This window comes from Halobacteriovorax sp. JY17, from assembly GCF_002753895.1.
Taxonomy (GTDB): domain Bacteria; phylum Bdellovibrionota; class Bacteriovoracia; order Bacteriovoracales; family Bacteriovoracaceae; genus Halobacteriovorax.
Genome location: NZ_NJER01000001.1, coordinates 776086 through 788708, shown reverse-complemented (window position 1 = coordinate 788708; position 12623 = coordinate 776086). Strand labels below are relative to the sequence as shown.

11 protein-coding genes are annotated in these 12623 nt (G+C 38.2%); 6 read left to right on the top strand and 5 right to left on the bottom strand.

What is annotated here, in order from left to right; genetic code table 11:
* The first annotated feature begins 64 nt into the window (after window positions 1–64).
* Window positions 65–1777 (top strand): metallophosphoesterase, encoded by a 1713-nt coding sequence (locus CES88_RS03550; RefSeq protein WP_290731032.1) that lies wholly within the window; start codon window positions 65–67, stop codon window positions 1775–1777.
* Window positions 1761–2144: a hypothetical protein gene (locus tag CES88_RS03545; RefSeq protein WP_290731029.1), complete on the top strand. Its 384-nt coding sequence runs from the start codon at window positions 1761–1763 to the stop codon at window positions 2142–2144. The genes CES88_RS03550 and CES88_RS03545 overlap by 17 nt, the downstream gene beginning before the upstream one ends.
* On the opposite strand, the gene CES88_RS03540 is transcribed toward CES88_RS03545, so the two are convergent.
* On the bottom strand, window positions 2130–2771 hold the full coding sequence (locus CES88_RS03540; RefSeq protein WP_290731026.1) for a tRNA (adenine(22)-N(1))-methyltransferase TrmK: 642 nt from the start codon (window positions 2769–2771) through the stop codon (window positions 2130–2132). The two genes, CES88_RS03545 and CES88_RS03540, sit on opposite strands and share 15 nt — an antisense overlap.
* A 49-nt stretch (window positions 2772–2820) precedes the next feature.
* Complete coding sequence (gene gcvPB / locus CES88_RS03535) at window positions 2821–5832, bottom strand: aminomethyl-transferring glycine dehydrogenase subunit GcvPB (protein WP_290731023.1); 3012 nt, start codon at window positions 5830–5832, stop codon at window positions 2821–2823.
* A gap of 103 nt (window positions 5833–5935) precedes the next feature.
* On the opposite strand from gcvPB, the gene CES88_RS03530 reads away from it, so the two are divergent.
* On the top strand, window positions 5936–6658 hold the full coding sequence (locus CES88_RS03530) for a class I SAM-dependent methyltransferase (protein WP_290731020.1): 723 nt from the start codon (window positions 5936–5938) through the stop codon (window positions 6656–6658).
* Here CES88_RS03530 and CES88_RS03525 read toward each other — a convergent pair.
* On the bottom strand, window positions 6655–7410 hold the full coding sequence (locus CES88_RS03525) for a PilZ domain-containing protein (protein ID WP_290731017.1): 756 nt from the start codon (window positions 7408–7410) through the stop codon (window positions 6655–6657). The genes CES88_RS03530 and CES88_RS03525 overlap by 4 nt on opposite strands.
* Before the next feature lie 178 nt (window positions 7411–7588).
* On the opposite strand from CES88_RS03525, the gene yaaA reads away from it, so the two are divergent.
* Window positions 7589–8350 carry a peroxide stress protein YaaA gene (gene yaaA, locus CES88_RS03520; RefSeq protein WP_290731014.1) on the top strand — a complete coding sequence of 254 codons (762 nt, stop codon included), beginning with the start codon at window positions 7589–7591 and terminating at the stop codon, window positions 8348–8350.
* Here yaaA and CES88_RS03515 read toward each other — a convergent pair whose 3' ends face one another.
* A complete protein-coding gene (locus CES88_RS03515; RefSeq protein WP_290731011.1) occupies window positions 8351–9328 on the bottom strand; it encodes a YceI family protein in 978 nt (325 codons plus the stop codon). It lies immediately after the preceding gene.
* Window positions 9329–9376: 48 nt separating this feature from the next.
* A complete protein-coding gene (locus tag CES88_RS03510; RefSeq protein ID WP_290731008.1) occupies window positions 9377–10015 on the bottom strand; it encodes a hypothetical protein in 639 nt (212 codons plus the stop codon).
* A 194-nt stretch (window positions 10016–10209) separates the two neighbouring features.
* On the opposite strand from CES88_RS03510, the gene CES88_RS03505 reads away from it, so the two are divergent.
* Together CES88_RS03505 and asnS are read left to right on the top strand one after the other, a co-directional pair.
* A complete protein-coding gene (locus tag CES88_RS03505; protein ID WP_290731005.1) occupies window positions 10210–11202 on the top strand; it encodes an adenosine kinase in 993 nt (330 codons plus the stop codon).
* A gap of 17 nt (window positions 11203–11219) precedes the next feature.
* Window positions 11220–12617, top strand: a complete 1398-nt coding sequence (gene asnS, locus CES88_RS03500) for an asparagine--tRNA ligase (protein WP_290731002.1) — start codon at window positions 11220–11222, stop codon at window positions 12615–12617.
* Window positions 12618–12623: the final 6 nt, after the last annotated feature.

The window sequence follows — 12623 nt, the reverse complement described above, 5'->3', positions numbered from 1 at the left end:
AATACCCTCTAAATTGTCATTTCCCTATGAAAATGATTGTATGGGCCTTTAATCACTGGAGCTTATGTTGAAACAAATTTTTCTACTTCTTCTTCTATTTAGTTGCGCTAATTCGAGCGCAACGATTGTTCAAATTCTTCATACTAATGATCTTCACTCTTACTATGATCATACGATTATTGATCCAACGAGAGGTAGCTACGCTGCTTTAAAAGCGAAGATGGATGAATTAGAAGATCTTGCAACCGAAGAGGGAATCGCTACATTTAGGTTTGATGCGGGTGATTTCTTAGATGGAAATATTTACTATATGGCCGATAGAGGAAAACGTGGCTTTAGAATGATGGAGCGAATGGGTTACGACGCCATCGCTGTAGGAAATCACGATTGGCTCATGGGAGGAAAAGAGCTTAATGAAATGCTTAAAGAGCAGCCTCCTACATTTGAATATCTTGGTGCAAACTTCAAAGCGGTTAATCCTCTTTATACTTCTATAAAGAAACATGTGCGTCCTTACACCACTTTTAGAGTTGATGACGTTTCGATTGGTGTCATGGGCCTTACCACTAATGAGTTATTCTATAAATGGCGTTTCACAGGTGGAGATATTGAAAATCCATCCAAGGTTGGTGCAAAACTTTCAACTAAAATGAAAGAGAAAGAGGGACATGACTTTGTGATCGCACTTTCTCATGTAGGTATTAGCGGAGATAAGAAAATTCTCAAAAAATCTAAAGATATTGATCTTATTATTGGAGGACACTCACATACAGCGATAATGAAGCCTCTTATGGTTAGAAATGAGAATGGTCTTTATAGACCTATTGTTCAAACTGGTGCTCATGCTCGCTTTCTTGGTAAAATGAAAGTGGAGTTAATTAAAGGTAAGGCGCTAAAAATTTTAGACTATGAGCTTGTCCCAATCTATTCGGGAGAGAGAAGAGATGAAGTTGTCGATCAATACGCACAGGACTCAAGAGCTATTTTAAATCAAGACTACGGTGAAGATTTCTTACAGGAAGTTCTAGGTTACGCAGAAATTAAACTTAGAAATAGTGAAAGTATTCTCACTCCTTGGACTAAATTAATTACTGACGCGATTAAAGATTCTGTAGATGCCGATATCTCTTTTCATTCTCCTGGTTTTGGTGGCGCGAGTCTACCAGTAGGAAAAGTTACGAGAGAGATGGTTTTTAATTCTTACCCAAGAGTTTTTGATCTCGATGATAAGTATGGGTGGCATATCTATAAAGTTGATGTTCATGGTGTGATTTTAAAATCATTAATTCGACTAATTTTAAAAGGACAATTTCCTGTTACATTCTCAGGAGTCACTTTTGATTTAATTGATGATAAGAACGAAATTATAGATGTGAATACTTCAATTATACCTAGAGATATTTCTGACGATGAGAATAATCCTCTAGGACTTATTGGTCAGTTTCTTGGAATTGATAAAGACTTTGATGTAGTCAATATTAGAGTTCACGGAAGGCCCATTAGACCTTACCAACAATATCGTGTGGCGATGCCTGAGGGAATTGTTGTAGGAGGGCTTGGAGTGAGTGGTTCCGTACGTTACTTACTTAGAGCAATATCAAAGACGGATACTACGGTATGGGAAGCGGTTTCTAATAAAGTGAAGGAAGTCGGTGTTATTAATTATCACTATGGGATGGGAGATAATTTCTTTAGAACTTCGGTCCTAAAAAGACCGATGAAGAAAGAAAAGGTCGAAATTCCTTTTAGAAGAGAATCGTTTGAAAGAGTTCTCTGAAATCTACATCCATGCACCTCACTGGGAAGATATTGTTGAATTAAAGAGAAGAGAGTTTTTAAGAAATGAAAACTCTCTGAGTCTAGAAGATATTTCTATTGAAGTTCATAATGCGACTTGGTGTCCGGACTGCGAAAGAGAGATTACGGGATTAATGGCGCTAATCCTCTTGTCTGCAGAGAAACCTATACTTAAGATTTACTCCTACGAAAATAGGGAAGAGTATAGATCTAAGAAGTTATCGGGACTTCTCTCTACTGAATGCTTACCTACGATTATTTTTAAAAAGAATGAAGTTGAAATAACTAGAGTTTTAGAAGATTCAAAGGGAAGGCTTTTAGAATTGCTGAACTCACTCGCTGATTAATTCAGCGTAGGATTCAAATATTTTTTTAGAAAAATCAGAATATTTAGAGTTTTTCTCAAAATGTTTCATACTCTTTTTAAAGTAGTCGGTGCTCTTAGGGCAATTCTTATCATAAAGTTCTTCACTAAGAGGAGAGATAGTCTTTCCCCTCTCTCTACTTATGTACATTACTTCATAGTGTTGTTTTTGATGAACGATAAGCTGGCTTCTAATAAGCTTGAAATGAAGTTTAATGAGTGACTTTCTTAGTTCAATTTGATGATAGTGAGTACAAATTAATAATTCAAAATGATGAGAGTTAGACTTTACTAATTCTTCTATAATCTCTACTGCCATTTTTCCGCCAATACCACAAATACAAATCAACGTCGTAGAGTTTTCTACTTTGATTAATCTTGCGTCCATGGCGTTCAATGTGTAGAGCTCTTTTGGAGCTTTTCTAAGCCTATGTTCTAGCTTTGTAATAATTCCTGGAACTATATCGTTGAAGTGAATTTTAGCATTTGGAAATTGTCTAAACAACTTTGAGCCAAGTTTTCCATGATCGCAGCACGTATCCCAGATATCAGTGTATTCTCTATCTGGGATGGTGGAAATTATATCTAGTCTATTTTCTTGATATTTCATTTTACGTATTAAGCGTAGATAGTATCACTATCTACGCTATTAAAAATTACTATACAGATTCGTGTGCCGAAAGAATTTTCTTCGTCACTTCGTTAGGTTTCATTGCGGTTAGAATTCCTGGCTCAATAATATTCTTGGCGAGATTTGGAAAACTCGTAATATTATCAAAGAGGTCAAGATTCTTATTTGCGCTGACTTCATCTACTTTCTTTATTGGAGTAAAGTGTGGAGTTGTTATAAGCACTTGTGGATGCTCGTTAATGATTAATTTAATCTCTTTAACAACAGCTATGAAGTCATCAAGTTCTTTCTTAGTGAATGATTCAGTTGGTTCAACCATAAGTCCATAAATCTCAGGAAATGCTACTGTTGGTGCATGTAGACCAAAGTCTAGGAAGAGCTTCCCAATCTTTGCAATTGCTGCAGACTTAACTGTTCCTGCATTTGCAATTTTAGCGAACTCATCATCTGTAAGAGTTAGAATAAATTCGTGCATTCTTGGAGAACTCTCAGACCTAGATGGAAGAGTAGGGAATGTATCTTTTAATTCATGGTAGAGGTACTTCGCTGAAAGAACCGCCATGGCAGACATCTTCTTTACCCCTTCTGTTCCAAGGGCCTTGATATAAGTGTAGCATCTTACTTTATGGGCGAAATTTCCATGGTGTCTGTGAAAGCTACCAATGGTCTTAGGCGCCCTAAAGGAGATGAACTTCCCATCAACTTTCTTCACCTGAATTCCTGGAATATAGTCTAAAAGTTTTGCACTAACTCCAACTATCGCATCTCCTGGACCTCCTCCACCATGTGGAATGGTCCAAGTCTTATGAAGGTTATTGTGAACGGCGTCCACTCCCATCTTATCTAGGTCTACCCAACCTGCAATAGCATTCATATTGGCGCCGTCCATGTAGACAAGTCCATCAACTGAATGAATGAGATCGGCCATTTCTTTAAATTGTGTTTCAAAAATTCCCGCTGTATTTGGATTGGTTACCATGATCCCTGCGATTCTCTCTCCGTATTCAGCAACAACAGATTTAAGTTGATCAAAATCCATTTCTGCATTTTGGTTTGCTTCAATTGTAATAATTCCATATTGAACACCACCAACTTTCTTCGTTTCAAATCCTGCCATTGTGGCAGTTGCTGGGTTTGTTCCGTGAGCACTTCTTGGAATAAGAACGATGTCTTTCTTGTCCGCATTACCATTATCTCTATGGTAGGCCTGGAATAATTTAAGTCCAACTAATTCACCCTGTGCACCTGCCACAGGTTGAGTTACAACACCTGGAAGTCCAGTTATTGATTTAAACATTTCCTGAGTTTCAAAGAGAATCTCAAGATTCGCTTGAGTGTCAGATTCTGGAGCTTGTGGGTGAGTGTCAGTAAAGCCTTTAAGCCCTGCTGCGTAGTCATTGATGTACGGATTGTACTTCATCGTACAAGATCCTAGAGGATAAATATTATCATCAGGAGAGACGTTCATACTTCCAAGCTCAGTGTAGAATTTCTTAATTTCATCTTCTGTGAAATTAGGAAGTCCTACTTCGCTTGTTCTTAGAAGATCTCCTGGGATCTCCGGCATATCTTCTTCGTCTTCAGCTTCTACTATCATTAAATTCTTATCAAGGAAGGCAGTGAGCTTTTCAAGATCGGCATCGTTTTGTAAATCAGAGAAGCTCATTTTTAATTGCCCATCTCTTCCTAGCCTTGAGCTGATATCAACACCTAGGTGAATTCCCGCTGAGCTTGCACTATCCATTAGCTCATTTAGATTTCCACTATAAGTGAAAATAATTTCGTTGAAAAAAGGAGAGTGTGGAAATGATGGCGTGAATTCTTTGTACTTTGAAAGTTCAACAAATACTTGTGTGGCAAGTTCGCGCCCGGCCATCATCGCTTCAGTCATTCCATTTTCGCCACGACCAAGAATCCCAGCTCCCGCTGCAGATGCTAGAAAAGATTGGTTAGAACAAATATTACTTGTGGCCTTCTCTCTTCTAATATGTTGTTCACGAGTTGAGAGAACGATTGAGAGACAAGTTTTTCCCTCGCCGTCTTTTCCTTTTCCAATATATCTTCCGGCAGTTGATCTAATGGCCGTTTTATTTCTTTCATTATATCTTATTCCAAAAATTCCAAGACCTGGACCACCCCAGTTAGGGCCGATGGCAAGATGTTGTCCTTCTCCTACGATCATATCAGCACCTTGGTCCTGACTTCCGTACTTAACAGGAGGAAGAAGACCTTCTGTTGCTAAAAGCATCGGATCAATAATCGCAATAGATTGAATTCCTGCATCGGTACAAAGATCAGTGAGTGCATTGACATCTTCAACTAGACCTAGGTTATTTACTTGGCAAAAAGCAAAACCTGCTAGAGAGGAGCTTTCCTTTTCAATAAGAGCTTTGGCCTCGTCAATATCTGTTAGACCTGTTTCTTTATCAATTGGAAGAGTGATAAGTTCTAAGTTTGTTTCAATGGCCTGAGTTCTTAGAACTTCCATATCTCCAGGGTAGATACCCTCTGAAATAATAACTTTCGTTGTGTTTCTCTTAATTCTCGTTGCTGTATTGCAGGCCTCAAATAGACAAGTTGATCTATCATAGAAAGAAGCGTTGATGGCCTCAAATCCTGTCAGCATTGAAAGAGTGCTTGAATACATCCAAAGAGTCCAAAGAGTTCCCTGTGATCTCTCTGGCTGGTATGGAGTGTAGGCCGTCGTAAGTCCTCTTATGTCACAAACAAATGGAACAACAGATGGAACTTGATATTGTTGAAGCCCATCTCCAATGAATGAAGTCTTAATATTATTTTTCGCAGCTAAGTCTTCAACGTGGGCGACGAGTTGTTCATACTCTAAATGAGGACCAAGTTCAGTAGGTCCTTTTTCCATAAGTATATTTGCTGGAATATGAGAGTAGAGTTCTTTAAAATCTTTCACACCTATTGTCTGCATCATCTCACTGATTTCATCTTCTGAGGCACTGATGTAGAATGGTTTCAATTCTCTTTCTAATTCATTTGGATTATATGGTAGGTTTTCAATTCGACTCATGGATTCTCTTCCTCTTTGGGTCTAATATTAAAGTTTTTTAGGGTTACTTAATATCATGTAATAAATGACTTTATCTACCTAAATTAGCTGTTATAATTAAAGAATGCACTCTCTTAAAATCTTCTCAGAAACTGATTTAAATCACCAAAAAATAGACTTCTTGTCGAAGTACTTTGACGTGGAGCACGAGAAAGAGTCTGAGAGGGCAGGGCTCCATTTTAAGAAGGGAGAACTTTTCTATAAGTCTGAAGATAGGGGAGAGATTCAATTTAATTTCAATGATCTATGGCAGCAGCAAGTCAATAAGAAATACACTATTGCCAAGGAGCCATTGGCGCGGGCGCTAGGAATAAAGGCCCATGGGGATTCTCATATTTGGGATATCACTTGTGGAAGTGGCAAAGACTCTATTCTTCTTTTAAAGTTTGGGGCCAAGGTCACTGCGTTTGAGAGAAATCCCTCTGTGGCCGCACTTCTGCTCTTGGCCAAGGAAGAGTTTAATAGTGACTCTCTTCAGATTCGCTTTGGTGAAGCGTCCTCACACTCCGAGCTTCTTTCGCAGGAGCTTCCAAGTGCTATTTACTACGATCCAATGTATCCAGAGGAAGGTAAGAAGAAGTCGGCCCTTCCCCGTAAGGAAATGCAGGTCTTTAGAGAGCTTGTTGGAAAAGACATGGATGAAGAAGAAGTTTACTCATGGGCAAAGAGTTGTGGGGTGAAGAGGTTTGTTGTGAAAAGAGGTGTGAAGTCTCCTACTTTAAAAGCAAAACCTAGCGCTCAGTACACGGGAAAGAGCGCTCGCTACGACCTCTATATATTTACTTAGGCCGCGAGTTGTTGAGCGTGATGCTTTTTGGCGGCCCTTGAAATAAGCTTCATGATCTTTGTCATATAGAGCTTCTCCCAAATATTGTCGTACTCAAAAGCAATACCAAAACCAACTTCATCATCAAATTCATGGGCCGAAATAATCTTAGCGTTTAAACATATATTGTCGTTGATGAAAGTAATGTTGACGATCATTTTTTCTCCGCAGATAGCTTCGCTCTCTGGCAGAGTGATAAAAGCTCCTGAGTGGGAAATGTTGAGAACTTCAGCGTCTTTTAAGGCATTACTCGAAGAGAGGCTATAGGAGCAAGGAATTCTAATTGTGTATCTTTCTCGGTGTTCCCACCATCTATCTTCTTTATTGAAAAACGGTTTTCTAATTTCAGGAAGAAGAAAGTAAATAATCATTGCGATATTACAACCTAGGATAAAGAGGCTTGGCCACTGAGGAGTTGAACTTGCATAGGGCCATGTGAAAGGTTCATAATTTAAATGACTATAGATAGAGTACATCTGCACACTGACAAAAACTGGGTAACTCCACTTTTTAACTCCAAGAAGTGCGAGTCCTCCAATAGGAAAGAGAAGCCAAAATTCAAAGACGGCTCTGGAACTATTTAAGTGAGAGATATTTTCAACGATATCAATGACAGGGAAGTGAGTGGTGGCCTTAAAATAAGCAATTTTAAGAAGTGGTTCAATTAAATGGAGAATTGCGAGAATCACAAATGGAAGTGGCCTATGTTTCATTGTTCTACCCTTTTAAAAATGTCCCTTTAGTAGATTATATAGAAACTAGAAAAAAAGAAAAATTCAAAGACTGTGCCAAAATTGAAGGTTAGAAATCAGCTATTTACTTCTCGAGTGCCATGGCCAATTGGCATTGATTTAAGTAGGCTATAAGTTAAGATATTAAAATGGAGTAGTAATGTTAGTGATTGTATCCCCTGCGAAGAAGTTGGACTTTGAAACAAGTTCGCCAATTTCCGATTTTGTTGAACCAAAGTTTATCGAAAAATCCAAGGAATTAATCAGAGATTTAAGAAAGTGTAGTCCCGCTGAAGTTTCAAAAATGATGAAATTATCAGAGGCCTTAACTGATTTAAATGTGCAGAGATATAAATCTTTTAAGACTCCTTTCACTCCTAAGAATGCCAAGCAGGCCATCTTTTCCTTTAAGGGAGATACTTATGTTGGCTTTGATGCAGAGACATTGAGTGCGCCACAAATTAAATATGCTCAAAAACATATGCGAATTCTCTCTGGGCTCTACGGTGTTCTATCTCCCCTTGAACTTATTCAACCATATCGCTTAGAGATGGGAACGAAGTTTTCTTGCAACGGAAGTAAGAATCTCTACGAATTTTGGAAGAGTGATCTAACAAGTGAGCTTAATTCGATTCTTAAGAAAGAGAAAGTTTTAGTGAATTGTGCTTCGACGGAGTATTCAGGAGCAGTTAACTTTAGTGCTATTGATGGGCGAGTGGTAACTCCAGTATTTAAAGATAAGAAGAACGATCAGTATAAAATTATTAGCTTCTTCGCTAAGAAAGCGAGGGGGATGATGGCCAGATATATTGTGGAGAATAAGGTCACAGAGGTTGAAGACTTAAAGAACTTCGGTAGTGACGGTTATGCTTTTAGTGAGAGCATGTCGAGTGAGAATGAGTTTGTCTTTACCCGTGGATAATTAATTTCCCCACGGGTGAGGCCCGTAGCCCATGAATGGAGCTAGGTAACTTGCTATGAACATAATAAGTCCCATCACAATTATATTTGGAATAATGAAAGTCCACTTAGGATCCAACCCTTTCTTCTCAAAGAATTTTGTAAGGATTATCTGAAGCTTTATTCCGCCCCCAATTAGAATAATAAAGGCCAAGAAGCCAAAAACCATATTGAGCGCAATATCTTTACCGCTCGGCAGATCTGGCCTTGAAACAACCTTTGGTGCTTTGGGGGAGAGAGGATCGCTTTGCTTCTTTTTAGCATCGACAGTCGTTACATTACTTTTGATCTCATTTACTACAGACTTCTTTATATTCGCTGTTGGGAGAAAGAATCTTGAAAACGCAGGTCTAACCCCTTGTTCAAAAGCTTCAATGGTAATATCGATGGAAACTTCCTCACCCAGGAGAAGTCCACCTTTATCCAATTTCTTATTCCATGAAAGTCCAAAGTCCTTTCTATTAATTTTTGTAGAGGCTTCAAAGAATTGAGCGATCTTATTATCATCCCATGGATCTTTAACGCTTCCTTTATACTTTAATTTAAAGCGCACTTCTTTTGTCGTTTCTAAGAGAGTTAGGTCCCCGATGATTGCGACCGGTGAGCCTTCTTCGTAAATCGTTTCTTTAGAATTGAAAATTATTTTAGAGTACTTCGAAACATTGAAGAAATCTTTGTTCTTTATATGATTGTCTCTTTTGAGATTATTAGTATCAACACTCTCTGTGCTGATGATAAACTCTACTTCGCTTAATTTCTTAGTGCTTTCATCGAAGCTAAAAGCTCCATCAAACTTTGTGAAAGCCCCATCAACGTTCGTTACTCCCATATAAGGAATTTGAAAGGTCACTTTGGAATGTTGCCAATTGACACGCCAGTTCTCGGCACTTGAAGGAAAAGTTAAAATGAGAGTGATAAGAATAAAGATTATATTTTTCATGGGAAGAATATAGCCCAATATTCACCACTGGGCCATATGATTAAAGTCTTATTTCTTAGACGTTTTCTTCGTAACTTTCTTCTTGGCAACAGTGGCCTTTTTCGCGACCTTCTTCTTTGCCACAGTAGCTTTCTTTGCGACTTTCTTCTTGGCAACAGTGGCCTTTTTTGCAACTTTCTTCTTGGCAACAGTGGCCTTTTTCGCGACCTTCTTCTTTGCCGCAGTAGCTTTCTTTGTGACTTTCTTCTTCGCCGTCTTTTCTTTATCTGCAACATCTTCTACTGCTTTTTCAACTTTCTTTACTGCTTCAGTTACTTTTCTCTTTGTTGATTTTACAACTTTATCAACTTTCTTTTCCAAGCTAGCTTTTTGTTTTTTCACATCTTTAATTGTCGACTTAGCCTTCTTAACTACTGGAGTTGTTAGAATACTTTCACCAGCTTGTTCTCTTAGAGACTTTAACTCGTTTACTAGCTGTCCGTAGAAACCAAGAATCTTCTTCTTTTGAATATTCACTTTATCGTAGCGCACTTTAAAAGTGTTTAATAACTCGCTATGTTTTTCTTCATTGTAGCTTTTAATTTGTTCTAAGATTTCTTCGCATTTGGCCCTAAAATCTTTCTTCTTTGACTTTGTTTTCTCTGCCAATTTCTCTTGTTTCTTTTTTAGAAAATCTTGAATAGTCATATCCATTTCCTTTGATATTAATTAAAAATCTTTAGTTATATTCTAGCGATTAATAGCTAGAAGAGATCTAAATTGTAACTATTTGTAAATGTGTTGGCCATATTTATTAAGTTATTGATTCTAAAACAAAAAATCATGACAAATTATCTGTTAATAGGTAATATTTTTCAAATTTTAAAAAAGGATAATTAGAAATGAAGAAATATCACGTCTATGGAATTGGAAATGCTCTTGTTGATATGGAGTTTGAAGTTGGACCGGCCTTCCTTGAGAAAATGAAAGTAGAAAAAGGACTAATGACGCTGGTAGACCAAGATAGACAAGCTGAACTCTTAAGTAATCTTGAGGGTACCTCTCACGCGAGAAGTTGTGGGGGTTCTGCTGCTAACACAATTATTGCAGTAAGTCAGTTTGGTGGAAAAGCTTTTTATTCTTGTAAAGTGGCCAGTGATGAAACAGGTGAATTCTACTATAAAGATCTTGTTGGTAACGGTGTTACTACAAATATGGGTGAAAATAGAGAGGAAGGTCTTACTGGAAAGTGCATGGTCTTCATTACTCCAGATGCTGATAGAACAATGAACTCATTTCTTGGAATAACAGAAACTTTTTCAACTAATGAATTGGTTGAATCGGAACTTCTTGACTCAGAATATCTCTATATAGAAGGGTATCTTGTCACTTCTCCTACTGGGAAAGCTGCAGCTATAAAGGCCAGAGAGCTTGCTCATGAGAACGATGTAAAGGTTGCTCTTACTTTTTCTGATCCAGGAATTGTTGGATTCTTTAAAGAAGGATTTAAAGAAATAATTGGTGATAAGAAAGTTGACCTACTCTTTTGTAATGAATCAGAGGCCATGAGTTTCACAGACTCTGACAATATTGATACAGCAGTTAATCTTCTAAAATCTGTAGCGAAAACTTTTGCAGTAACTCTTGGTGAGAAAGGTGCAATCGTTTATGACGGAGAGAGAGAGATTGCAATTGAAACAAAGCAGGTCGTCGCAAAAGATACTAACGGTGCAGGAGACTTGTTTGCTGGTGCGTTTCTTTATGGAATCACTAGCGGAATGGAGTATTCACAGGCAGCGAAGCTTGCTTGTCATAGCTCAAGTGAGCTGGTTACTCAATTTGGTGCAAGACTAGAAAAAGATCAAGTATTAACAATTAAAGAAAGTCTTCTTTAATTTGTTGGAGAAATAAAGTGGAAAGAATCTTACTTAAGAAAATATTTAAAGATGAAATTGTTGACTGTGACGCCGTAGTAAAAGGTTGGATCAGAAGTATTAGAAAGGGAAAGAAATTCTCTTTTATGATGATAAATGATGGAAGTTGCCAAGGTGATCTTCAAATTATTGTAGATGCTGTGGTTTCAAATTACGAAGAGGTATCTTCTCTTTTAATCGGATCTTCTGTTGCTGTCTCGGGAGCTCTTGTGCCTTCTGGTGGGAGAGGGCAGAAAGTTGAAATGCAAGCGAAGACAGTAGAGATTATTGGTAAGTGCGATGAGACATATCCTCTTCAAAAGAAGGCAACTTCTTTAGAGTTCCTTAGGGAGCAAGCTCACCTTAGAGTGAGAACTAATACTTTCGGTGCTGTGTTTAGAATTCGTCATGAACTTGCGCAGGCCACTCATCGATTCTTCTCCGATAACGGATTCTTCTATTTGAATTCTCCGATAATTACTTCGGTAGACGGTGAAGGTGCGGGAGAGATGTTTAGAGTTTCTGGACTTGATGCTAAGAACCCTCCTTTAACTGACAAGGGTGAAGTTGACTTTTCTAAGGACTACTTTGGAAAGGAGACCTCTCTGTGTGTAACGGGGCAATTAGAAGGTGAGTGTTACGCTTCTGGGCTTGGGGCCATCTATACTTTTGGACCTACTTTTAGAGCGGAAAATTCAAATACGCCAAGACATCTTTCAGAGTTTTGGATGATTGAGCCTGAGCTTGCTTTTGCTGATCTTGATGATGTCGCAAAACTGGCCGGAGATTATATTCAATATATGATTGCTGAAGTGATGAAGAACTGTCCTGATGAATTAGATTTCTTAATCAATAGACATGGTGGAAATCTTGATGAAACTCACCTTGAGATGCTTAAGAATGTTAGAGATACACCTTTTACAAAAATCACTTATACAGAAGCGATTGATATTTTAAATGCATCGGGTGAGAAATTCGAGTACCCAACAGATTGGGGGAAAGAGTTACAAACTGAGCACGAGAGATTTCTAGCAGAGAAGCACTTTAAAGGACCTGTCATTGTGACAGATTATCCTGCTGACTGTAAGGCCTTCTATATGAAGCAAAACCCTGACGGTAAAACAGTTAGAGCAATGGACGTTCTGGTTCCAGGTGTTGGTGAAATTATTGGTGGATCTCAAAGAGAAGAAGACCTTGATAAAATTATCGCAAAGATGGATAAGGACGAAATGGATAAGAGTGGTTACTGGTGGTATCTTGATCTTAGAAAGTACGGGACAGTTCCTCATGCAGGTTTTGGTCTTGGTTTTGAGCGTGCCATTATGTACATCACTGGTATGTCCAATATCAGAGACGTTATACCATTTCCAAGAAACCCAGGTAATTGCGACTTTTAATTTTCA

What these genes read in the sequence shown, in the direction of transcription:
- CES88_RS03550 (WP_290731032.1), top strand. Translation starts at nt 65, where the DNA reads ATGTTGAAACAAATTTTTCTACTTCTTCTTCTATTTAGTTGCGCTAAT.
- CES88_RS03540 (WP_290731026.1), bottom strand. Translation starts at nt 2,771, where the DNA reads ATGAAATATCAAGAAAATAGACTAGATATAATTTCCACCATCCCAGAT.
- gcvPB (WP_290731023.1), bottom strand. Translation starts at nt 5,832, where the DNA reads ATGAGTCGAATTGAAAACCTACCATATAATCCAAATGAATTAGAAAGA.
- CES88_RS03530 (WP_290731020.1), top strand. Translation starts at nt 5,936, where the DNA reads ATGCACTCTCTTAAAATCTTCTCAGAAACTGATTTAAATCACCAAAAA.
- CES88_RS03525 (WP_290731017.1), bottom strand. Translation starts at nt 7,410, where the DNA reads ATGAAACATAGGCCACTTCCATTTGTGATTCTCGCAATTCTCCATTTA.
- yaaA (WP_290731014.1), top strand. Translation starts at nt 7,589, where the DNA reads ATGTTAGTGATTGTATCCCCTGCGAAGAAGTTGGACTTTGAAACAAGT.
- CES88_RS03515 (WP_290731011.1), bottom strand. Translation starts at nt 9,328, where the DNA reads ATGAAAAATATAATCTTTATTCTTATCACTCTCATTTTAACTTTTCCT.
- CES88_RS03510 (WP_290731008.1), bottom strand. Translation starts at nt 10,015, where the DNA reads ATGACTATTCAAGATTTTCTAAAAAAGAAACAAGAGAAATTGGCAGAG.
- CES88_RS03505 (WP_290731005.1), top strand. Translation starts at nt 10,210, where the DNA reads ATGAAGAAATATCACGTCTATGGAATTGGAAATGCTCTTGTTGATATG.